At 67.1% G+C, this 21,044-nt stretch carries 19 protein-coding genes and 1 tRNA gene; 7 read left to right on the forward strand and 13 right to left on the reverse strand.

Annotated features, from left to right (window positions below; all coding sequences use genetic code 11):
• Positions 1 to 185: 185 nt before the first annotated feature.
• Positions 186 to 380: a cold-shock protein gene (locus AC5FRV_RS08910; protein WP_089815765.1), complete on the reverse strand. Its 195-nt coding sequence runs from the start codon at positions 378 to 380 to the stop codon at positions 186 to 188.
• 195 nt (positions 381 to 575) lie between these two features.
• Between AC5FRV_RS08910 and AC5FRV_RS08915 the strand changes: the two genes are divergently transcribed.
• Positions 576 to 1,316 carry a DUF429 domain-containing protein gene (locus AC5FRV_RS08915; RefSeq protein ID WP_493560732.1) on the forward strand — a complete coding sequence of 247 codons (741 nt, stop codon included), beginning with the start codon at positions 576 to 578 and terminating at the stop codon, positions 1,314 to 1,316.
• A gap of 15 nt (positions 1,317 to 1,331) precedes the next feature.
• On the opposite strand, the gene AC5FRV_RS08920 is transcribed toward AC5FRV_RS08915, so the two are convergent.
• The 3 genes from AC5FRV_RS08920 to AC5FRV_RS08930 all read right to left on the reverse strand — a co-directional run bounded on the left by AC5FRV_RS08920 (position 1,332) and on the right by AC5FRV_RS08930 (position 4,369).
• A complete protein-coding gene (locus tag AC5FRV_RS08920) occupies positions 1,332 to 2,741 on the reverse strand; it encodes a hypothetical protein (RefSeq protein ID WP_493560733.1) in 1,410 nt (469 codons plus the stop codon).
• Positions 2,742 to 2,983: 242 nt separating this feature from the next.
• On the reverse strand, positions 2,984 to 3,262 hold the full coding sequence (locus AC5FRV_RS08925; RefSeq protein WP_493560734.1) for a HalOD1 output domain-containing protein: 279 nt from the start codon (positions 3,260 to 3,262) through the stop codon (positions 2,984 to 2,986).
• 438 nt (positions 3,263 to 3,700) lie between these two features.
• A complete protein-coding gene (locus AC5FRV_RS08930; protein WP_143117659.1) occupies positions 3,701 to 4,369 on the reverse strand; it encodes a hypothetical protein in 669 nt (222 codons plus the stop codon).
• A 333-nt stretch (positions 4,370 to 4,702) separates the two neighbouring features.
• Between AC5FRV_RS08930 and AC5FRV_RS08935 the strand changes: the two genes are divergently transcribed.
• Positions 4,703 to 6,364, forward strand: coding sequence for an outer membrane protein assembly factor BamB family protein (locus AC5FRV_RS08935; RefSeq protein WP_493560735.1), 1,662 nt, complete (start codon positions 4,703 to 4,705; stop codon positions 6,362 to 6,364).
• A gap of 29 nt (positions 6,365 to 6,393) precedes the next feature.
• Here AC5FRV_RS08935 and AC5FRV_RS08940 read toward each other — a convergent pair whose 3' ends face one another.
• On the reverse strand, positions 6,394 to 6,639 hold the full coding sequence (locus AC5FRV_RS08940; RefSeq protein WP_493560736.1) for a DUF8593 domain-containing protein: 246 nt from the start codon (positions 6,637 to 6,639) through the stop codon (positions 6,394 to 6,396).
• 548 nt (positions 6,640 to 7,187) lie between these two features.
• Here AC5FRV_RS08940 and AC5FRV_RS08945 point away from each other — a divergent pair.
• Positions 7,188 to 8,750 carry a hypothetical protein gene (locus AC5FRV_RS08945; protein ID WP_493560737.1) on the forward strand — a complete coding sequence of 521 codons (1,563 nt, stop codon included), beginning with the start codon at positions 7,188 to 7,190 and terminating at the stop codon, positions 8,748 to 8,750.
• 120 nt (positions 8,751 to 8,870) lie between these two features.
• On the opposite strand, the gene AC5FRV_RS08950 is transcribed toward AC5FRV_RS08945, so the two are convergent.
• The gene (locus AC5FRV_RS08950) at positions 8,871 to 10,481 is read right to left on the reverse strand and encodes a long-chain-fatty-acid--CoA ligase (RefSeq protein ID WP_493560738.1); all 1,611 of its coding nucleotides are present in this window, start codon (positions 10,479 to 10,481) and stop codon (positions 8,871 to 8,873) included.
• A 131-nt stretch (positions 10,482 to 10,612) separates the two neighbouring features.
• Here AC5FRV_RS08950 and AC5FRV_RS08955 point away from each other — a divergent pair, with 131 nt between their 5' ends.
• On the forward strand, positions 10,613 to 10,948 hold the full coding sequence (locus AC5FRV_RS08955; protein ID WP_493560739.1) for an LIM domain-containing protein: 336 nt from the start codon (positions 10,613 to 10,615) through the stop codon (positions 10,946 to 10,948).
• A 125-nt stretch (positions 10,949 to 11,073) separates the two neighbouring features.
• Here the strand turns inward: AC5FRV_RS08955 and AC5FRV_RS08960 are convergent, their stop codons facing one another.
• Entirely contained in the window at positions 11,074 to 11,619 is a 546-nt protein-coding gene (locus AC5FRV_RS08960; RefSeq protein WP_493560740.1) for a hypothetical protein, read from the reverse strand.
• Between the two features lie 169 nt (positions 11,620 to 11,788).
• Here AC5FRV_RS08960 and AC5FRV_RS08965 point away from each other — a divergent pair, with 169 nt between their 5' ends.
• A complete protein-coding gene (locus AC5FRV_RS08965; protein WP_493560741.1) occupies positions 11,789 to 12,472 on the forward strand; it encodes an SOUL family heme-binding protein in 684 nt (227 codons plus the stop codon).
• Positions 12,473 to 12,528: 56 nt separating this feature from the next.
• Here AC5FRV_RS08965 and AC5FRV_RS08970 read toward each other — a convergent pair whose 3' ends face one another.
• The 5 genes from AC5FRV_RS08970 to AC5FRV_RS08990 form a co-directional block, all read right to left on the reverse strand.
• Complete coding sequence (locus AC5FRV_RS08970) at positions 12,529 to 13,329, reverse strand: bacteriorhodopsin (RefSeq protein ID WP_493560877.1); 801 nt, start codon at positions 13,327 to 13,329, stop codon at positions 12,529 to 12,531.
• Between the two features lie 315 nt (positions 13,330 to 13,644).
• Positions 13,645 to 14,079, reverse strand: a complete 435-nt coding sequence (locus AC5FRV_RS08975; RefSeq protein ID WP_493560742.1) for a hypothetical protein — start codon at positions 14,077 to 14,079, stop codon at positions 13,645 to 13,647.
• Between the two features lie 742 nt (positions 14,080 to 14,821).
• A tRNA-Phe gene (locus tag AC5FRV_RS08980) sits at positions 14,822 to 14,895 on the reverse strand.
• Positions 14,896 to 14,959: 64 nt separating this feature from the next.
• On the reverse strand, positions 14,960 to 15,481 hold the full coding sequence (locus AC5FRV_RS08985) for a GNAT family N-acetyltransferase (RefSeq protein ID WP_493560743.1): 522 nt from the start codon (positions 15,479 to 15,481) through the stop codon (positions 14,960 to 14,962).
• 621 nt (positions 15,482 to 16,102) lie between these two features.
• The gene (locus AC5FRV_RS08990; protein ID WP_493560744.1) at positions 16,103 to 17,353 is read right to left on the reverse strand and encodes a sialidase family protein; all 1,251 of its coding nucleotides are present in this window, start codon (positions 17,351 to 17,353) and stop codon (positions 16,103 to 16,105) included.
• Between the two features lie 171 nt (positions 17,354 to 17,524).
• Here AC5FRV_RS08990 and AC5FRV_RS08995 point away from each other — a divergent pair, with 171 nt between their 5' ends.
• A complete protein-coding gene (locus AC5FRV_RS08995) occupies positions 17,525 to 18,466 on the forward strand; it encodes a sialidase family protein (protein ID WP_493560745.1) in 942 nt (313 codons plus the stop codon).
• 34 nt (positions 18,467 to 18,500) lie between these two features.
• Here the strand turns inward: AC5FRV_RS08995 and AC5FRV_RS09000 are convergent, their stop codons facing one another.
• Positions 18,501 to 19,808 carry a WD40/YVTN/BNR-like repeat-containing protein gene (locus tag AC5FRV_RS09000; RefSeq protein ID WP_493560746.1) on the reverse strand — a complete coding sequence of 436 codons (1,308 nt, stop codon included), beginning with the start codon at positions 19,806 to 19,808 and terminating at the stop codon, positions 18,501 to 18,503.
• Between the two features lie 206 nt (positions 19,809 to 20,014).
• Between AC5FRV_RS09000 and AC5FRV_RS09005 the strand changes: the two genes are divergently transcribed.
• A complete protein-coding gene (locus AC5FRV_RS09005) occupies positions 20,015 to 21,010 on the forward strand; it encodes an SMP-30/gluconolactonase/LRE family protein (RefSeq protein ID WP_493560747.1) in 996 nt (331 codons plus the stop codon).
• The last annotated feature ends 34 nt before the right edge of the window (positions 21,011 to 21,044 follow it).

Genomic DNA, 21,044 nt, shown 5'->3' on the forward strand with positions numbered 1-21,044 from the left:
CGGGCTGTTGTTGAGCGCTCTAGTGGCATTCGTAGCTCTGACCGATCAACACGGTAGTTCTATCCGTCACGAAGAGACAACGTAGCAACAATATCCAGTACGACATCGAAGCGAAGCCACTGCTCGGGCGGGTCAGAAAAATCCGAAAATCAGTCTATGCCGATACGCCTGCGGAAATCACCGACTTACAGTCGAGTCAGGTTCGTGGCACGCGGACCCTTGTCCGCCTGCTCGATGTCGAACTCGACTTCCGTCCCTTCCTCGAGATCCGGGCCGCCCACGTCTTCCATGTGGAAGAAAACGTCGTCGTCCGCGTCCTCAGTATCGATGAAACCGTAACCGCCTGTGTCGTTGAAGAAGTCAACCTTGCCTTCTGCCATTGCGAATCAACTGAGGAGGGCATCACGGATAACCCTTCCGAGAGAGGCGGTACCACGGAGGTAGGTGGTCACTACGGCCCCATATCACCGGAATACGGCCCCCTCCGTCGCCGATTCGCCGCCGGATCGGCCGGTCCCGTCTGGCGATCGGCCGGGGGCCGTAGGTTTTTGGTCGCTGGCTGCCACGTCGACACGATGACCGACGACGCGGCGTGGGTAGGCGCTCACTACTGCGGCGACGAGTGGCTGGCTGTGGCCTTCGACGCCGATGGCTACGACCACGCCGACGTCTTCGACGGCGTCGGCGACTGCTGGCTCCGGTACCAGGAGGTCGCCGACCGGTTGCTCGTCGACGTGCCGATCGGCCTCCCCGACGACGGGGACCGGGAGTGCGACCGCCTCGCTCGACGCGCGCTGGGAGCGATGGCGTCGGCCGTCGTCTCGCCGCCGGTCCCCGACGCGGTCCGCAAGCGCCGCCACGGCGTCGCCAGCAGCGTCCACGAGCGCCAGACGGGCGAGGCCCTCTCCGAGCGGGCGTTCGCCACGAGCGACGAGATAGCGGTGCTCCGGGACGTGCTGAGGGAGTTCCCGAGCGCGCCCGACGTGATCGCGGAGTCGAACCCGGAGCTGTGCTACCGCGCCATCGCCGGCACGCCGCTGGAACGTGACCCGGCTACGGCGGGTGGCTACGCGGAACGGATGCGGACGCTCGCGTCGCTCGACCGGGACGCCCCGCCGGCCGTCCAGGCCGCCGCCGAGGCGGTCGCCGGCCACGACGTCGCCGTGCGAGACGTCCTCGACGCGATGGCGCTCGCGTACTCGTCGTGGCCGGGTAGCGGCGACGTCTACTCGCTCCCGCCGGAGCCCCAGACCGACGCCGACGGCTACCCCATACGCCTGCTCTACCGCGCCGACGGGCCGCTCGACGTCGCCTGAGCGGGACGGACGCGGCTATCTGCCCCTCTCTGGTCCGTTCCCGTTGCCACCGGGCCCGTTCCCGTTCGCCTGCTCCGGAGGGCCCCGTTGCTCGGCCCTGCCCGCACCGTTGCCGTTACCGTTACCGCGGCCGAGTCCCCGACCTGGGCGGTCGTCGCGCTCGAAGAAACTCCCGCGGTCGTCCTCGAGTTCCTCGCGTATCTCCTCGATCCGCTCGCGGAGTTCCGCGATCTCCTCCCGGAGCTCCGCCGGTCCATCGCCGGCCGCGTCGGCGATCGCCGCCTGACGCTCCTGTATCTCTTCGCGTAACGCCTGGATCTGCTCGCGTTTCTCCTCGAGAAGTTCTTGGGCTTCCTCGTCGTCATCGTCGTCTTCGTCGTCGCGTTCGTCTTCTGTTTCCTGGCCCTCGTCGTCGTCTTCGTCGTCCTCCTCGTCGTCGCCTTCCTCGATTTCCTCCGATTCTTCCGTCTGTTCGGTCTCCTCGGTCTCGTCCGGCTCCTCGGTCTCGTCCGTGTCCCGCTCGGGGGATTCAGTCTCCGTGTCGGTCCTCGTGGACTCCGTCTCTGTCGCTTCGTCGTCGTCGTCCTCCCGCTCGTCGTCGACGCTGACGCCGGAGAGGTCTCCGTCCGGGCCGGCGACCCCGAGGTGTTCGTCGAGGGCGAGCGCGAACCGGTCCGGGTCGTCGACGGTGCCGCTGAGGAACTGCCAGTCGGTGACGTCGCCAGCGTAGTGTTCCTCGTAGAGCGTCGCCTGCTCGTTGTACGAGGGATCGATCACGAGCGCGCTCGCGTCGTCGAGGTAGCCCAGGACGCCGCCGTCGGTCGCCTCGCCGGACCACGTCCAGTCGATCCGGTGGTGGTCGCCGTCGACGTCCCAGTTGTCGAAGTTGGAGGCCGCGCGCTCGCCGGTCTCGCGGTCCCAGTACTGGTCGTCCCGGACCAGCCAGTCGGCGTTCGCCGCGTCGACGGCGACGTCCCAGGTCACCGACCCGCCGCCAGCCGACTCATCGCCGGCCGACTCACCGTCAGCCGACTCACTGTCAGACGTCGTCGTGGCTCTGCCGTGGACGGTCACGAGGCTCAGGCCGTTGGGGCCGTCGTAGAGGAACGTGATGGTCGTCGACTCCGCCTGGAGGCTATGGGTGCCGGCGGACTCGTAGTACGGGCCGCCCGCGACGTCGTGGACGCCCACGCCCTCGTACTGGTCCGGCAGCCGGTAGCTGTACAGTTCCTCGACTGGTCGGTCGCCGGTCAGGGGTTCGACGGCGAGCGTCTGGTCGGCCTGGCTGATCCGGTACGATCCGCCGTCCTCCTGGGCGGCGACGGCGCCCGTCACGCCGCCGGCCGCGAGGAGCGTGCCGAGCGCCTGGAGGGTCGAGCGGCGCGACGGCGACCGAGAGTCGTCTGACCGCTTGTCTGCTGGCATGACTGTCGGACAATGCCGTCACGCCGGTTTTGTTATGGTGAGGAAATTTGGGGTAAGTCGCCGTTTCGACGTGAACGGTACTCGGTCGAGTCGTGGGCCCGCCATCGGGCCGATGCCTTCGGGCGGTTAGTTCCGCTGCAGACACTTGCCAGTGGTCGGGGATGGACGACGGTGGGAGCGCGTCGGTGAGAAGCGCTGGAGGGGTAGCGGTGTGACGTGCCAGCGTCGACAGAACAGCGTCGTTACGCTCGGGTTCGCAACTCGATGACGCCGTCGTCGGTGACGACGACGTCGTAGCAGAGGTACTCGAAGGACAGCGCCTTCGCGGACTCACCGCCTGCCTGGAAGAAGCTGTTCAGGACGTCGGGGTCGATACTGTCTCGTAACGGCGGCAACGAGGCTGGGTCGGTCCCGAGCTCGTCCGCGATGGTGGTCAGGACCAGCGTCCCAAACTCGTCGTCGTCAGACGCGGAGGCGTCGATGACGACGTCGATACCACGGTCGGTGTGTGAGTTGTCCATGGGCGTGCTCATCTGTCGGGGTGTTCGCGTCGACGCCGGCACGCGAGACGCCGCCCGGGGTCGCGTCGCCACTCTCGCTGGGCAACGCTTATTGACTCCGGGGGAGAAGGACAGCATGTCCTACCAGGCGTCCTTCTCCGCGCACTTGTCTCTCTAGCACTGCGCCTATCCCGTCACTCGGTTATTAGTCTTATTCTGTAAACATGACACCAGTACTGACTGTAAACGGATAGATCCGACTCCCTCGCTCGATCTCGGTGACTCGTATAACGTCTCCAGAATGTGTAATACGGACTGAACGATTTACGGTCGCCGGAGCAACGCTCAAACGGCTGAATCCGGTGTACCGGGTCGGAGAACGGACAGAGTGCCGGAATCGACGTTCCCCAACCGGCGAGCGTTCGCTCCGACCTTCGACGGCGAAACGCTCGCGCGCGCTCAGGAGAGGTGCGGGATAATCTCCCGCTGGAGGTAGGCGAGATACTCCTCGGCGCTCAGGTCGCGGGGCCGGTACAGTTCGACGTAGCCGCTCCGGGCGGCCGTGACCTTGACCTCGTCGCCGTCGTCGGTGTAGGTCAGCCCGAGCTGGTTCAGGCTGGATCCCGCCAGCAGGTCCTCGAGGTCGTGGCTCTCCCGGAGGTCGGTGCCGTGGAGGACGCCGCTGACGCCGTCCGCTTCTGTCCCCGAGAACCCTGCCTTCCAGGGCGCGGCGTCCCCGTGGCGCTCGAAGAAGGCGTCGAGGTCGAGTTCGCCCCGACCGATGGACGTGTTCGTGTCCTGGCCGATGAGGTCGAAAGCGAACGTCCCCTTGCTCGACCCGGCGACGACGAACTCGCCGGGGACGCCCACGAACTGCGTGTGACGAGTGGCTGTCTGGGGTTCGGCGACGACGCTGACGCCGTCGTCGGCGATGCGGGCCGACTCGCGTTCGCGGCGGTACTCGCGGGCCGCCCGTCCCGCGAAGGCCGTGTCGCCGGAGGGGAGCGAGAAGACGCGCTCGACGTCGAGCGCCCGGCGCAGTTCCTGACCGCCCTCCTCGACCGTCTCCGAGAACGAATCGACTACGTTGAACGAACCGTCGACGACCCCGATGACGCCTGCTTGCATGTAGCCGCCCATATCACCAGCCCCCGTTTGAGGGTTTCGCGTTCCGGCGGCGGGTCCAGGTACCGGGCGGACAGATGCCAGCCAATCTGGCGATGGGCGGATCGGTGACCACGTCGCTCTCGACGAGACCGTCGCCCGAGAGCGACCGTCGCTACCTCTGGTCGCGGCCCCCTCGCTCCGGGTCACGCGGCACGCGTATCTCGTCGTCGGTGACGGTACTGACGGCCTCGAACGGGACGCGGATGTCGTCGCCAGAAATAGGGTATTAAGTGGCCGGTCCGGGCCTTAGAGAGGTAATAGTTAGTCGAACCGACGCTGAACGACGGGGCAGTCGTGACGCCCGAACTTCCGCGACGGACGGTCCTCGCATCGCTCGGTGCCCTCCCGCTCGCCGCTCTCGGCTTGAGTGGTTCTGCGCTGGGGGTCGACGAACCGACCGGAACCGCAGAGACGACTGGTTGGTCGCAGTTCCGCGCCGGACCTGGCCGCACGGGTGCGGTCGACGGCGCGGCCGCGCCGGACGGCCCGTTCGCCGCGGAGGCGTGGGTGGCGAGCGTCGACGATCACGTCTTCGTCGACGAGGCGATCGTCGCCGACGGGACCGTCTACCTGCCGTTCATCCACGACGACCTGACGTTTCGCGGTGGCGTCATCGCCTTCGACGCCGAGTCGGGGACGGAGCGATGGCGACACGACGCCGCGCAGGGCGAACCCGGCATCGGGGGTGTCGGTTCGCCACCGGCGGTCGGTGACGGTCGGCTCTACCTGACCAGTAGCCCGGGGGTGGACCGCGCCCCCTACGGCGGTCTCCACGCCATCGATGCGGAGACGGGCGAACTCAGCTGGCGCAGAACGGACGGGGGATGGGTGGACGCACCGCTGTTCGCTGCGGGCACGCTCTTTGCCGAGGGCGGGCCAGACGGCGACGCTGTCAACGCGCTCGATCCCGAGACCGGCGAGATCCTGTGGCGAGACGCGACGGCGTCGAACGAGTACGTCGGGGTCGCAGACGACCTGCTCTACGGCGTTCGCTACCACTCGGACGACCAGAACGAACTGGTCGCCTGGAGATGCGAAGACGGTGAGATCGAGCTGTCACGGCCCGTTCCGAACGGTCTCGACGGCGCGGCTGCGGTGGTCGTCGACGGACGGATCTACGGGTCGCGACAGACCGACGACAGGGCGAACGTGGTCGTCGCACACGACGCGAACGGCGATAACCTGTGGCGGACGCGATTGACGCCCGCGGGCGAACTGGGCAGGCCGCTTCTCAGCCGACCGTCGGTCGCGGGCGACGCGGTCTACGTGACGACGGCGACGTCCTACAGGGGCAACTGGGAGGCAGGGATCCAGTCGACCCTCTCTGCCGTGGACGCGAGGAGCGGTGCCGTCCGGTGGGCACGCGACGTCTCGACGCTACTGCTGGGCCCCCCGACGGTCGTTGGGGACACCGTCTACGTCGCCGGTGAGACCGGGACGACTGGGGACGCGGCCGTCCACGCCTTCGCCACCGAAGACGGGACGGAGCGATGGGGGTATCGAGCCAATACGCGGTACATCGAACCCCAGTACGCGAGGACGCCGACCGTCGCCGACGGTCGGGTCTACGTCGTGCAACACGCGCGCGGGGCCGGCGGGAAGGCCAGTCTCATCGCGCTCACTGGAACGGACGAAGAACCCGACGATTCGATGGTGCCGCCGTCCGCAAGTGGGCCGATAGCGGTGATCAGGACCGACCCCGAGGACGCGGACCATCGCTACCAGGAATACGGGTCGACCGTCACGCTCGACGCCTCGGCATCGACGGGCGACGTTCAGACGTACGAGTGGCGACGGGGGAACCTCGGTTCCTTCGAGGCCGCTGGTCCGATCTTCGACGTCACCTTCGAGCGGTGCGCCCCCACCGACGTGACTCTCCGCGTGACCGACGGGGAGGGACGACAGAATAGCAGGACTCTCTCGTTCGACGTCGAGGGCGCGCCTGTCGGTGACTGACGCCAGCGGCAGGGTCGGTACCCCGCTCGCTACAGGTCTCGCGGCACGCGTATCTCGTCGTCGGTGACGGTGCTGACGGCCTCGAACGGGACGCGGATGTCGTCCTCGTCGGCGTCGCCGTATCCGAACCCTTCGAGCCACGCTTCGCCGACGCCGGGGTCGGGGTCGACGTAGGCCACGTTCGCGTCCGCGTCGACCTCGGTGACGATACCGATCTGTTCGTCCTCGGCGTCGACGAGGAACTTCCCTTCGTCGTCGCTCGACAGTGTTGCCATTGCACCACCGACTAGTCGTCCGAGCGACAAAATCCCTCGTCCCGGCTGGGGGCGGGAGCGTCTCCGTCGAGGGACAGCAGATTGCTGCCCACGACTGCGGGCACCCCGTCGACGAGTTCCCTCGTGGAAACCCGTCTGGTACCGCTGACCGATGAGGAGAGTGAACCGGTCTCGCCGGTACGCCGGGCTTACGGTCGGCGCCAGTCAGCCGCCGGGTCGTCGCCGTTCCGGTTTGCTGGCCTGGGTGCGTGCGCGGAGTGGCGAGCGGAGGTCAGGAAGTCGGGGGTTCGGGGGTGTGAACGCCGTCCCTGGGCGGCGCCGCGTGGGCGAGAGCGGGGGCCAGCCGTTCACAGTTGCCTACCGTGAAATAGCGACTCGTTAGCTCCGCGTCCCGGTCTCGCTGGCAAAGTTATACGAAATCATTCATTTACTGGTGCCGACCCTGAATAGTCAAACACCGGACTCAAAAGCCGGACGGCGGGTACTTCCGGCTTTCCCCAGGGAGGATGCTACTAACAAAAGCGATCGAGTTCCTGTCAGTATCTGCAATGGTAGAATCCAACGTGACACGACGGCGAGTGCTACAGGGAGCCGGCGCGATCGGCGTCGCGAGCCTCGGTAGTACGGTCATCTCGGCGCAGGAAGGCGGCGGGGCCGGCGACCAGAGCGCCGCCATCCGGGTCGCGCACCTCTCTCCCGACGCACCGAACGTCGACGTCCGACTGACCAGCCAGGACGGCGGCGTCGTGGCGGGTGCCGGGAACGAGACGGCGGGGAACGACACCGGCCTGGGCGGCGAGAACGAGACCAACGAGACCGCCGGCGGGGCCGGCGACGGCGAGACCGAAATCGGCGGACTCGGGTTCCGGGACGTGAGCAGTTACAACGAGGTCGATCCGGGAACCTATCAGGTCGAGATCGTCCCTGCCTCCGGCGGTATCCAGGGATTCATCGAGGACATCTTCGGCGGCGGTGGCGAAGACGAGGAGACGGTGCTGTTCGACGGCGAAGTCGAAGTCGAGGAGGGGACGACCTACACCGTCGTCGCCTTCGGGGAGGTCGCCCGCGGCCCCATCCCGGCCGAAGACGCCGGCATGGAGACCGCCGCGGCCGGGAACGAAACCGACGGGGTCGGTGTCACCGAAACCGGCGGCGTCGGGACGAACGAGACTGGTGACACCGGCCTGAACGAGACCGGCGGCAACGAGACGGGCGGTGCTGGCATGAACGAGACGGACGGCACCGGGGCCGGCGGCACGCCAGCCGGTGGCGAAGCGCTGGTCGAGGAACTCGCCTTCGGGCAGTCGCAGACGCTCGAACTGGACGCGGGCGACTACTCGCTCCAGATAGAGGAGACGAGCGCTGGCGGGGCCGAGGACGCGCTCGGCGGTGCCGAAGACGACTCCGTCGGCGTCGACGAGACGGACGGGACCGAAACCGACGGCATCGGAGCCGATACGGAACCTGGCCAGGAGCCGGCTGATGAGGCCGGCGGGTCCGACCGCGGCTTCCAGGTCCAGGTCCTCGAAGACGACGTCAGCGACCCCGGCGACGGGACCGCCCGCGTGCGGATCTTCCACGCCGTCCCCGACGTCGGCGCCGTGAGCATCTCGCAGATCTCCGACGGCGGGACTCCCGCCGGCGGCGGTGCCGGCGGTGACGATGGCACCGTCGCTGGAACCGAGGCCGACGCCGGGAACGAAACCGAGGAAATCGGTGGCACTGGCGCGGGCGAGAACGAGACGGAGGCCGTCGGCGCGGACGGTGCGGCACCGGAGGCGGGCGTTCGGCGCGTCTCCCTCTCGATCGATGGAAATACGGTCTACAGCGCCTTCGCGACGGGATACTTCGACACGCAGGCCGCCGCCACCGCTGGCGACCAGGACGCCGGCAACGAGACGGGCGGTGAGAACGATACTGTCGGCGAGAACGTCACCGGCGTCGAGAACGAGACCGGCAACGCGACCGCCGGTGGCGACGACGAACAGGTCGCCGAAGACGCCTCGGACGCGGCGTTCGAACTTGTCACCGTCGAGACGGCCCAGGGCGGCGAACGCGCCGACGGTGGTACGGGCGGCCTCCTCGACCTGGCGCCGCCGGCCGACGACTAGCCCGGTCGGCGAGCCTGCAGCGAGGCGGCGTCGCTCTTCCGTATTTTTGCGCGAAGGATACCGCGCTGGCGGTGACGCGTTCGACGGCGAGCTGTGGCTGCTCTCTCCCGGTCGAAACTGTTAGCCTTCGCCGACCATCCGGTCCTCGTCCTCCCACAGCTCGGCGCGGAGTTCGTACTTCTGGACCTTTCCCGTCGCCGTCGTCGGGAGCGCCTCGACGAACGTGACGCTCCTGACGGCCTTGTAGCTCGCGAGCGCCTCGCGCGTGTACTCTATCAGGTCCGACTCGAGGGCGTCCGGGTCGTCGACGTCGTCGGCGGGGACGACGAACGCCTGCGGCGTCTCGCCCCACTCGTCGCTCGGGGCGGGGACGACTGCGACGTCCGAGACGGCCTCGTGGTCGAACAGCGCGTCCTCAAGTTCGATCGAGGAGATGTTCTCGCCGCCGGAGATGATGATGTCCTTCTTTCGGTCCTGGATGGCGACCATCCCGTGTTCGTCGACGGTCCCGAGGTCGCCAGTGTGGTAGTACCCCTCGAGACGCGCGGAGAACGCCTCTTCGGTCTCCTCAGGCTTGTTCCAGTACCCTTCCATCACCTGGTTGCCGCGGACGACGACCTCGCCGATGGTCGCGTCGTCTCGCGGGACGTCCTCGCCGTCCTCGTCGACGACCCGGACGTCCGTGCCGAGATAGCCCAGGCCCTGGCGTTTCTTGATCGCGAACCGGTCGGCGCTGTCGTCGTCGAAGTGGCGCCGGGCGTCGGAGGTGGTGATGAGCGGCCCGGTCTCCGTGGCGCCGTAGACGTGCTTGAGGTACCAGCCGAACTCCTCCTCGACCGTGCGGATGGTCGCCTCGGGCGGCGCGCTGCCGGCCGTCGCGATGCGGACGTCGTTCGCGCCGGTCGTCGCGGGGGCCTCGTTCTCGTAGTAGTCGACCAGCCTGTTCAGCACTGTCGGCGCGCCACAGAGGTAGGAGACGTCCTCCGCGGCGACGGTGTCGAAGATCCACTCCGCGTCGACGCCGCGGCTACAGACGTGCGTCGCGCCCATCCCGGTGATGGCGTAGATGTGGCCCCAGCCGTTGACGTGGAACATCGGCAGCGTCCACAGGTAGACGTCGTCGTCGGCGATCTCCTGGTGGATCGAGATCAGGTAGGCGTGGAGCGTCTCGGTCCGGTGAGTCCGCATCACGCCCTTCGGGTCGCCGGTCGTCCCCGAGGTGTAGTTGATCGTGATGACGTCGTCCTCTGCCATCTCCGGCCGTTCGACGTCGGGGTCCACGCCCTCGATGACCTCGTCGAACGACTCCCACTCACCCTCCACCGCGTCGGTGTCGTTGGTCACGAACGTCGACGTCGGGACGTCCTCGCGGATCGCCTCGATCTTCTCGGCGTACGCGTGGTCGGCGTAGACGACGTCCACGCCGGCGTCCTCGAGGATGTACGCGAAGTCCTCCGACGTCAATCGGTAGTTGAGCGGCGTGTGGATCGCGCCGAGCTGCATCGACCCGTAGGCGGCCTCGAGGTGGTAGTGGGTGTTGGGGTCGAGCACGGCTACCCGATCCCCCTTCTCGACGCCGCGGTCGCGTAGCACCGCCGAGAACCGGTCGACCCGGTCGCCGAACTCGTCGTAGGTGAACCGTTCCCCCGTCGTCGCGACGACGGCCTCCTCCTCGCCGTAGTGGCGCCGGGCCCGGTCCAGGAAGTCCGTTACGAGCAGTGGTTTGTGCATAGGTGACTCGTCACGTGGAAACTATCTCGCCCGGATCACATAAATCGGATGTTCGATAATGAACGTTTCCGCGACGGTCGGCGCCGTCCGGTCGGGGTGGGATACAAGGCCCTGTAGCCCGACGATCAGGTATGGAACTCGAAGAGGACGCGACTGGTCGAGACCGCCTCGCACGGATGCTCGCCGCCGCCGGCCTGACTGTCGCCGCCGCCGCGCTGTTCCGCCGCGGCAAGCGGATCACGGGCGCCCTCGCGGGCATCGGCGCGCTTGCACTGGGATACCAGGTGACGACCGACACGCTGGAGACGGAGCCGACGGCGAGTCCGTCGGGGACCGCCACGAGCAGTGCCCTGGTGTGTGCGATCTGCGGCGAACCCATCGTCCCCGGCCAGGCCCGCGGCCCCGACGAGAACGACGATATCGTCCACGTCGACTGTCGCGAAGCGACCGCGGAGACCGCCGACTGATAGTGGTGGTTGTAAGCCCGTACCAGCGCTCGACGTGGTCCGTACCGTCGAGCGCCGGTACAAAGTTACAACCACCACTATGACGCTCGAATTTCGGTTCACGGCTATTCTGGACGCCCGGGTGATCAGGCGACCTGTCTTTGCTCGCTGTACCTCGCCTCCCCGCCGTCCCAGTGGACCACGGTCTCGATGGTCACGGTGCCGTCGTTTCGCTCGATCTTCGCACCGCCCACGTACCCGACGTCTATCTGCTCGGTTCGCCTCGTCGACTCGTCCGACGCGAGCGTCCCGATAGACGCCTCACCCTGCCAGACGCTGTCCTGACCCGCGTACACGGTCGTCGTGACCGAGATGTTCTCCCGTGGATTCCCGCCGTTGTTCGTGAGCGAGACGGTCACGTCACGACAGGTCTTCCCGCAGTTCTCGATCTTCTGTACGTCGAGCGTGAACGGTCGCTCGCCCCCGCCTGACGAGTCATCGTCGCTTTCTGCCGCTCCGCCGTGGTCCGCCGTCTGCGCTGGCGTCGTGTGAGCGTCGCCTGATCCCCCGAACGTTCCCTGACCGAACGCGACCAGTCCCCCGACGACGATGACGGTGACGACGATGCCAAGTGCCACGACCGTCGCGCTCGCTCTGCGTGACGTCCCCCGACCCGGTTTCGATCCTGCCATGCCCGCCCGTTACCGGCTATCAAGGATGCCTATTCGCCACCTAATGACAGACGCCGGACGGGCCGGTCCGGTCGAGGGTGTCGATATCGGGTTCCGGACGACCGATGCGGACGAACTGGCTTCTCCTGCCGGCAGAACAGTTTATCCTCTCACAACGACAACTAGTCGTATGGTTCGAACAGCAGCCGTCGCGCTGGGTGTCGCCGGCGGAGTCGTCGCTGCGGCCGCCACCTGGACGCTCTACCAGCGGTTCACGACCGAAACGGTTCCGTACACGGTCGTCGGCCGCGTCGACGACGTCGAACTTCGGCGCTACCCGCCCGCCGTCGTCGCCGAAACGGTGGCTGACACCAGGAACGACGCGTTCCGTCGCCTGTTCCGGTACATCACCGGTGCCAACGAGGGCGGTTCGAACGTCTCGATGACGGCACCGGTCGCCGTTTCGGACCAGGGAACGCAGGTCGAGATGACCAGTCCCGTTCAGGTGGCAGAACGGGGGCGGGAAGTCCCGATGACGACGCCCGTCGAAACCGATGCGAACCGGGACCGGGACGCGGTCCGAATGGCGTTCTATCTTCCTCCCGAGTACGACCTCGACACCGCACCGAGGCCGACCGACGAGAACGTCGCGCTCCGTCCCGTTCCGGAGCGAACGCTCGCTGTCCGTCAGTTCTCCTGGCGGCCAACCGACCGCCGCGTCGCTGCCCAGCGCCGACACCTCCTCGAAACGCTCGACCACGCACGGATCCCAACCTCGGGCGACCCGTTTTCGATGGGATACGACGCTCCCTGGACGCTTCCGTTCCTCCGGCGCAACGAGGTCGCCGTCGCGATCGAAGCGAACGGGGGGTGACGGCCCCGTGATCGGGTGTGGTCCGGAGGTCCACCGTCGGGGCCGGTAGCCGTCGTTCAGTCGTCGACCGCCGTTGCGCCACCGGAGAGTCCCGTGGGGCCGGTGACCGACGCCGGTTCGTCGGCGACGTACGAGAGCAACAGGTACGCGAACACGTACTTCGCACCGACGTCGAGCGCGCTGTAGGCCCAGGACGTGACGGCGACGCCGAGGACGCCGATGCCTTCGGCCCCGAGCGCCCAGAAGACCGGATACCCGAACCAGAGGATCACCGTCAGCAGCTTCAGCGTACTGAATATCTCCGCCGTGCCCGTCTCCGCCGCGTCCTTCGGCCACTCGACGAGCAACACGTACAGCACGACCGCGAAGAACGTGCAACTCACCCCGTACCAGCCCCACCGCAGCGCGTAGGAGGACGTGGTCAGCGCGGCCGCCAGGCCCGTCACGCACATCGCGACGTCGAAGACGATCGCGGTGAATATCTTCGTGCTATTCGAACCCGCGAGCAAACCGAGCGCCAGCAGGATCATCGGCGTCGATAGCGTCCAGGTGAGATATCGACCCCACATCGACAGCACTTCCTCGCCTGCCAGCGCGCCGCCTGGCATCTCGACGACGCTCACCGTGAGCCCGCTCGCCAGGCCGAGATAACTCGACAGGGAGACGACCGGGACGACGATCGTCGCCACGAAGATCAGCTGCGCGCGCGAATCCTCCACGTCCCGGCCCATGTACACGAACAGGAGGATCGAGAGGCCGGCGAGCGCGACGTTCACCCAGAACGAACTCGCCAGCACGGCGTCCTCGTAGATCATGTCGAACACCTCCGCCTGGCTGACCGCTTCCTGAAGCAGCATTCCCACCTGGATGACCGTCGCGATCGAGCCGTCTACTGTTACTGTCATGACACTTGCCCGTACGGAACCGCAACACGTGAAGGGATCGCACGACATAGCAGGTGCCGCGGCCGACCGCCGTAGCAGCCACCCGATCTGAACAGATGCCAGCCGTTCCGGGCGTGCGGCTCGCGGGTCGCGCTGCTCCCCGCTCGCTACCCGTGGCCTCCCGTCGGTCGCCCACGCACCGATCGCCGTACCGGGGCTCCCTGCTCATTACCTTCGCTCCGGTGTCGCCGAGAGCTTTCACCTCGTTCCCCGTTCACCGACCGGCGCTCACTCGGCGTCCGCTTCGGCGCCCTCCGGCGTCCCCGGGTCCTCAGAGAGACCGTAGAACGCGCCCATCTCCGTATTTCGAGCGAACACCGCCACCGTCTCGTCGGCGACCGTCAACGTATCACCGCCCTCTTGCGTGGTGAGGAAATCGTCCTCGCTACCGATCCCGAACGTCACGTCGACGGTGACGTCCGTACCGACACCGGGGTGTGGCACGACATCGACGTACGAATCCGTCTCGCCGCTCGCCAGCGTTCCGGTTTTTGTCACAGAATCGACCGTTATCTCGTAGGCTCGTTTCTCGTCCAGGTCGTTCCGCACCCAGATGTTGAGATCGGTCGGTGACGAATTTCCAAGCGCGGAACAGCCCGCAACGCTTGCAACCGTCGCGACGCCCGCCGTAGCGAGCATCGCTCGGCGCGAGAGTTCTGTCATGGCACCCCATCGACAAACCGATAGTTAGTCGTTTTGGTCACCGCCGAACGCGCATCCGCGCTTCGCACCGTTCGAGCCGGTCATTTCCGCGTGTTCTCTGTAGACACACCGACGACGCAGAACGATCCGTCGTCGCTCCCTCGCTTGTTCGCAGGAAAATGCCGCCTCTCCCATTTGAACAGATGAGAGACGTTCCGGGCCTGCGGCCTCACTTCGTTCGGCCGTTCCGGGACTGCGACTCACGAGCTCAAATCGGCTCGGATAGATTTCTCCGACGACGGGCTCCTCGCTGTCGCTCGTCGCGTTGTTGTCGGAGAAATGCCGCCTCCCCGATTTGAACCACCGGAAGACGGTCTCGATCACTCCGTTCGCGAGCGTGCGACTTCCGAGCTCAAATCGGCTCGGATCGCATATTTGCGGCTCACGAAGTTGTTCGCCGCAAAAGTATGCCGCCTCCCCGATTTGAACGCCGTGAGACGTGCTCGTTTCACTGCGCGCGACTCACGAGCTCAAATCGTGTCGGGAGCATTTTCACTGCTCACAGTCTCGGTCGCTTCGCTCCCTCGCTGGTTCGCAGGAAAATGCCGCCTCCCCGATTTGAACAGATGCCAGACGTTCCGGGCGTGCGGCCTCACTTCGTTCGGCCGTTCCGGGACTGCGACTGGCGTGTTCAAATCGGCTCGGATAGATTTCTCCGACGACGGGCTCCTCGCTGTCGCTCGTCGCGTTGTTGTCGGAGAAATGCCGCCTCCCCGATTTGAACGGGGGACAGCTCGATCTTCAGTCGAGTGCTCTCCCAGTCTGAGCTAAGGCGGCCCGCATACTGGACGAGGCCGAGGGTATCAAAAAGGATTTCGAAAGCCGGCAGGCGGGCTCACACCTAGAGGGTTCCCGCGTAGACGACCTCTGCGACCGGCTCACCGGCGATGGTGCCGGTGTCCTCCTCGACGACCGGGAACCCGTGGGCCTCGTAGAACGAGCGGCCGACGTCGTTGCCTTCGAGGACGCAGATGCGGACAGCGTCGAACTCCCGCTCGCGCAAGCGGCCGAGGACGGTGTCGAACAATCGGCTCCCGATCCCGTCGCGCCAGTAGTCGGGCGCGACGTAGATGGTGTACAGCTGTGCGACGTCCTCGTCGGCGTCGTCCGAGACCTGTTCGCTCGGGCCGGCGGAGGTGAACCCGACCACGTCTCCGCCCTCGCTCGCGACCAGGTAGATCACCTGTTCGCTCCCGACGGCGTCGGCGACGACGTCGTCCCGGTACCACTCGTCGACCTGCTCGTCGATGGCCGGGGCGCTGAGCACGTCGCCGTAGGCGGCGTGCCAGGTCGCACGGGCGACGTACTGGATGGCGGTCACGTCGTCCGCCGACGCCTCGCGGACCGTGACGTTCCGGGGCATACACGCGATTCTCGTGCCAGTGAAAAAGCATTTTCTCCCCCTGCTGTCGGCGGCCCGCTAGGGCAAGAACAGGTCGGCGCTATCGAACTCCGTGCCGCAGTCGTCGCACTCGTAATCGGTGCCGTTAGCCGTCGAGACGTGCCCCCCGCAGTCGGGGCACTTCGATCCGTCGATCATCGTCCGTGGTATCCCGTAACAGCGCATAGGTGTTTCGGGGGTCTGTGGTCACGCAGTCGTCGACCGAACTTGAGCGTTCGAGTGATTCGACTGGCAACCGAACCACTCTGGCTCAACATCGCTTGCGAGTAAGCCGGACCAACCGAACAACAGTAGCAACTAGGGGCCGATGATCGACCTTTGGTAGTCTATAATCAAAGGTGTCGGGCGCGACGTATCTCCCGATGTGGCTTCACTACGCCCTCGCGCTGTGGGGCGTCGGCGCGACGTTCGTGTTGCTCGTTCTCTACGCGTACGGGGAACAGGAAACCGGGGAGTCTGCCGAGGGCTGAGGACGACCGTTCACGGAGACCCGGACGCGCCGACCGCGCTGCCATTTTTCGGAAGGCCAGCGCCGGCTATCGGTTGCCGGCCGACGCGTGCGACCAGGACGTGCCCGGGCCGTCAGTCGCAGATCAACCGTTCGAGCGCGCTCCGGCCGGTCGCCTCGCCGTGACACTCGCAGGTGGCGTGGCGGCGTTCGCTCCTGATCCCTCCCAGTCCACCGGCCGCGGCGACGGGCAGGACGACGACGTTGGCTTCCGTCCCGCCCTGGAGGAGGCCGGTCAGTTCGCCCGCTGGTTCGGCTCGCCGCTCGGCCAGCAGTTCGACGACGGGCGATTCGCACGTCTCCTTCCGTTCGAGCAGCGCGACCAGTTCCTCGCGCTCGAGCCGACCGATCAACTCCTCGGTCAGCAGGTCACAGACCGGGGGCCGCTCGGGCTTGGCCTCGGATTTCGATTCGGCCGGTGGCTCGGGAGCCTCGCGCGTGACGACGGTGCCGGCCTTGCCGACGGCGACATCCGGCGCGCCGAGGGCGAGCGCCAGCAGGTCGCTGTTCGTCGGCGGCGCCGACTCCTGCCACCGTGTTCGCCCGTCGACCGGCCGCCTGAACAGTTTGTTGTTCGCGGAGAGGACGACGACGTGGCCGTCGAGCACGTCGACCGCGCGGAGGGCGGCGCCGGTCACCTCGTTCGCGGTCCATCCCTGCTCCGCGCCGTCGTTCACGTAGAGCGTTCCGTTCGCGCCGGCGACGTATATCTGCCCGTCGGGGCCGACGGTGACGTCCCGGAGGCTCACCGACGCGGCGTCGACGCCGGTCGTCGTCCATCCCGACTTCGTCGTCTCGTACACCGTGCCGGCGGTGTCGGTTGCGAAGACAGTCCCCGCCGTGGTGGCTTCGAGCGCCGTTATCTCTGACCCACCGCCGGGCGTCGCGGGTGCGCCGTACGTCGCTTCTCGGCCCGACAGGGAGAGGGGGAGGACCTTACCAGACGTGTTGGCGACGGAGACGCGTTCGGTGCCGGCACGGCCGGCCACTGCGACCGCGGACCACGACGCCGAGATGTCCTTCGAGTACGAGAAGTCGTACTGCTCGCCGTTCGCGACGTCGTACATCCCGATGGCGCCGGACGCGCCCGCGTACCAGACGCGGTCGCCGTCCGCCGTGACGTCGATCGAGGAAAGGGCCCTGTTTTGCTTCCCGGGGCCTTCGGTGACGACTGCCTCCCAGCCGTCGCCGGTGTTCGCGACGACCGTGCCGCTTCCACCGACGGCGAATGGGCCGCGATTCGTCTGGACGACGGCGCGCAGGTCGACGTCGAACGGTGTCGTGACGCTGTTCCACTCGGGGTCTGTGGCTGCCTCGTGAGGCATCACCTGCCGTTGGCCGTCACCGGAGAAAAGGCACCGACACCGTCCAGAAATACCGACTGTCGCGGCGCTCGCTCCAGTGCGGATCGGAAATGCACGGTCGCTCCGGCGTGGAATACTCCAGCGAGGCGGACCGATTCCCGTGTTTATCCGGCTCTGACCGGTATCACTGGTATGTCGGAGTCCAACGAGACGCGCCGCAGCGGCTGGAGCGTCGTCGACGTCCCGGTGACGACTTCGCTCCACGACGTCGCGACAGCGGCGACCGGCCCCGTCGCCGCCGGGAACGCGGGAACAGTCGTCGCTCGATCGGCGGACGGTGCGTGGAACGTCCTGGTCGAGAACGGTCCTGGTGCGTCTGGCGAAACGCTGTACGCCGCCGCGTCGACGGCCGACGGCGAGCGGATCTGGTTCGCGGGCGCGAACGGTGCCCTCGGTGCGTACGAGGTCGGTGAGGGTCGCAGGCGCGACTACTCCGAACCCGACGGTGTCACCGACTCCCTGTCGAGCCTGGCCGTCGCAGGTCCGCGCGGCTCTGAGAAGCTCCTCCTGGCCGACGACAACGGCGCCGTCTATACCGCGGAGGCCACCGGGACCTCTCTCGACTGGGGGCGCGAGTTTCGCCCCGCCGGCGACACCGCGCTCACAGACCTGGCGGCCTCGCCTGACGGCGTCGGCTACGCCGTCGACGGCGAGGCTAACGTGTGGCAGACGACCCCGGACGACGGCTGGGAAGCCATCGGCGTCGAGGCCGCCGAGAACAGTCTCTACGCCGTCGTGGCCGGGGAAAACCGGTTGCTGGCCGGTGGTGGAAACGGGCGGGTGTATCTGTCGAGTGACGGTGGCGGGTCGTGGACGCCGTACTCGCTCGGGAGCTTCACCGTGAAAACGCTCGACGTGGCGGGCGGGCGAGCGCTCGCTGCGGGATCGAACGGCAGGCTCGTCACCAGGAGCGACGACTGGGAGACGAACGACTGGGACGGTTCGAAGACCGTCAACGGGGTCCGCCTCGGAGACGTCGACGTCGCGGTCTGCAACGACGGCGTCGTGCTGGAACGGTCGGCCAGCAGCGAGGGAACCCAGCCCGCGTCGTCCGGAACGACAGACGAGGGCTGATCAGGGGCCCTTCCTCCAGTTAGGCCAGGCCCGGTTATTTGCCGGTCGAGCCCTGATCCGTGTCGCTGCTCACCGATCCGCTGTCACTTGACGTGCTTCCCCCAGACGCCGAACCCCCGTCGGTGGAGGAACTGTCGTCGTCGGACGAACCGTCGTCATCGACGGAGCCACCGTCGCCGGCGGAGTCATTGCCGACGGACGACCTGCCGCTACTGGCGGAACTGCCGCTCCTCGACGAATTATCCTCGCCTGACGAACTGCCGCCGGACGAAGCACTTCCGTCGCTGGACGAAGAACTTCCGTCTTCCGGCGACGAGCTGCCGCCACTGGGCGAACTGGTATCCTGCGAATCGTCGCCCTCGGACGAGGTGTCGTCGCCGCCGGACTCACCCGGCTCCTGTTCGTCGTTGTCGAAGTACTCGCCGCGACCGTCGTAGTTGTCGGTGTCCGCGCTCGACCCGGCGTCGCGGGGTTCGTCGGGCCGTTCCAGGATAGTCCCGCTGTTGCCGACGATGACGTCCGTCTCCCCGAGCGCGACGTCGAAGAGCCTGGCACCGACGGGTGAGGGGATCTCCTCCCACCGCTCGCGACCGGCCCGCTCGTATATCGTCCCGCCGTCGCCGATGACGACCATCCGGTCCTGCTCGCCCCGCTCGATGGCAAACGCGCGGAGCGACTTCTCGGCGACGCCGATAGGCGTCCAGTCGTGGTAGGAGTCGTCGTAGCGGTAGATGCGACCGTCGCCGGCAGCGACGTACACCCGCCCGTTCTCGCCCGCGAAGATGTCGTAGAACTTTACCTGGGCGTTGACGATGCCGATGTCCTCCCAACCGTCGTCGGCGGTGGTCCGGAAGGCGTTGCCGCTCGTGTCGACGGCGTAGCCGATGCCGTCAGGCGAGGCGGCGAGTGCGGCGACGTTCGACCCCTTGGAGGCCGGCTTCCGGACCGGCTCCCAGTCCTGGTCGAACCCGTCGACGCTGAAGGGGAGTATCTCGCCGGAGCCGTTGGCCACCAGGACCTTCTCCGAACCGGCCTGGCCGGCGACGGTGATCCCCTCCCACGTACTCGTCATCTCGTCGGGGTTCGAGTAGTCGTACTTTCGACGGCCGACGACGTCGTAACAGCCGAGCGCGCCGCTCGATCCAGCGAACCAGATCCGCTTGCCGTCGTCGGTAACGTCCAGGCCGCGGAGCTGGTTGTCGCGCGTCCGCGGGCCATCGTCGAATATCACCTCCCAGCCGTCGCCCCGGTCGGCGATCACCGTCCCGCCGTCACCGATGGCGTACGGCCCTTCCGCGGTGTCGACCACCCCGTAGAGTGCTTTCTCGAACGGGCTGTCCACTTCTCTCCACTCCGGTCTCTCAGCGTCGGAACCGAGTTCCCACATTGCACCCGTCGTTACCACCCGACGGGGAAAAACCGGCAAGAAATACCACATCTGTACACTGTCTGCGTGTTCAGGCTATCCGTCCCGTGCGCCCACGCACCAAATTTAGTTCATATAAAAAATAAGTTTATTTAACCTTCAGATGGCTAATGTCGGGCTGTATGACGCGATACACCAGGCGGACGGCGCTGAAGGGAATCGGTGCGGGACTCGCGCTCTCGGTCACGGCCGGCACTGCGACGGCGACGTTCGATGGCGACGACGCGGGTTCGAGCGACGTCGAGACGGTCGTCGATATCCCCGGCGACCCGGTCCCGGAGAACCTCGCCATCGACCGGGACGGAACGCTATACTTCGGTCTCACCCGCGGCGAGGTCCGGAAACTCACCCCGGAACAGACCCAGGCGACCGGTCTCGGGCTCGACGACACCGAACAGGTCGCGCGGCTCCCCGGGAGCGCCGTCGGCGTCGAACTCGTCGCCGGCGACGCGCTCTACGTGGCCTCGCAGGCCGACGCGGGCGACGGCGTCTGGCGGGTGCCGGTCGACGGCGGCAACCCGGAGTTGTTCGCCGCCGTCGGCGGGTTCCCCAACGACGTCCTCCACGACCCGTTCCACGACCGACTTCTCGTCACCGACTCGTTCGGCGGCGCGGTGTACGAGATCCCGCTGGACGCCGACGACCCCGAGACGGCGGCCTCGCTGTGGAGCGACGACGACCGGCTGGCGACCGACAGTTTCGGCGCGAACGGTCTCACCTTCGGGAAGGGAGCCGTCTACGTCGCCGTGACGCGCGGGACCAACGACGCCGGGGACGACGTGGGCCGCGTCGTTCGCCTCCCACTCACCCGCGGCGGTGACGCCGGCGAGGCGTCCACCTACCTGGAGAGCGAGGCCATCTACGGTGCCGACGGCGTCACCAGCTTCGGCCCGCACCTGTACGTCGCCGTCAACGCTCGCAACGAGGTCGTTCGCGTGAACCCCGGGAAGAAACGCACCGTCCTCGCCGACGGGGACGACGGCCTCGTCTTCCCGTCCGACGTCGTCCTCGGCCGGACGCGCAGGCAGCGGGGCGACCTGTTCATCTGCAACTTCGCCAACGACACGCCCGAGGAAGGCGCCATCCTCCGGACGCGACTCCAGCCGGGGAACCGGTAGCCGGAAACAGATCCATCTGCGAAGCGGACGGGCG

Source organism: Halomicrobium sp. HArcel3, from assembly GCF_058933135.1.

Coding starts and splice junctions, on each gene's coding strand:
- AC5FRV_RS08910 (WP_089815765.1), bottom strand. CDS start 380: ATGGCAGAAGGCAAGGTTGACTTCTTCAACGACACAGGCGGTTACGGT.
- AC5FRV_RS08915 (WP_493560732.1), top strand. CDS start 576: ATGACCGACGACGCGGCGTGGGTAGGCGCTCACTACTGCGGCGACGAG.
- AC5FRV_RS08920 (WP_493560733.1), bottom strand. CDS start 2,741: ATGCCAGCAGACAAGCGGTCAGACGACTCTCGGTCGCCGTCGCGCCGC.
- AC5FRV_RS08925 (WP_493560734.1), bottom strand. CDS start 3,262: ATGGACAACTCACACACCGACCGTGGTATCGACGTCGTCATCGACGCC.
- AC5FRV_RS08930 (WP_143117659.1), bottom strand. CDS start 4,369: ATGCAAGCAGGCGTCATCGGGGTCGTCGACGGTTCGTTCAACGTAGTC.
- AC5FRV_RS08940 (WP_493560736.1), bottom strand. CDS start 6,639: ATGGCAACACTGTCGAGCGACGACGAAGGGAAGTTCCTCGTCGACGCC.
- AC5FRV_RS08945 (WP_493560737.1), top strand. CDS start 7,188: ATGGTAGAATCCAACGTGACACGACGGCGAGTGCTACAGGGAGCCGGC.
- AC5FRV_RS08950 (WP_493560738.1), bottom strand. CDS start 10,481: ATGCACAAACCACTGCTCGTAACGGACTTCCTGGACCGGGCCCGGCGC.
- AC5FRV_RS08955 (WP_493560739.1), top strand. CDS start 10,613: ATGGAACTCGAAGAGGACGCGACTGGTCGAGACCGCCTCGCACGGATG.
- AC5FRV_RS08960 (WP_493560740.1), bottom strand. CDS start 11,619: ATGGCAGGATCGAAACCGGGTCGGGGGACGTCACGCAGAGCGAGCGCG.
- AC5FRV_RS08965 (WP_493560741.1), top strand. CDS start 11,789: ATGGTTCGAACAGCAGCCGTCGCGCTGGGTGTCGCCGGCGGAGTCGTC.
- AC5FRV_RS08970 (WP_493560877.1), bottom strand. CDS start 13,329: ATGCTGCTTCAGGAAGCGGTCAGCCAGGCGGAGGTGTTCGACATGATC.
- AC5FRV_RS08975 (WP_493560742.1), bottom strand. CDS start 14,079: ATGACAGAACTCTCGCGCCGAGCGATGCTCGCTACGGCGGGCGTCGCG.
- AC5FRV_RS08985 (WP_493560743.1), bottom strand. CDS start 15,481: ATGCCCCGGAACGTCACGGTCCGCGAGGCGTCGGCGGACGACGTGACC.
- AC5FRV_RS08990 (WP_493560744.1), bottom strand. CDS start 17,353: ATGCCTCACGAGGCAGCCACAGACCCCGAGTGGAACAGCGTCACGACA.
- AC5FRV_RS08995 (WP_493560745.1), top strand. CDS start 17,525: ATGTCGGAGTCCAACGAGACGCGCCGCAGCGGCTGGAGCGTCGTCGAC.
- AC5FRV_RS09005 (WP_493560747.1), top strand. CDS start 20,015: ATGACGCGATACACCAGGCGGACGGCGCTGAAGGGAATCGGTGCGGGA.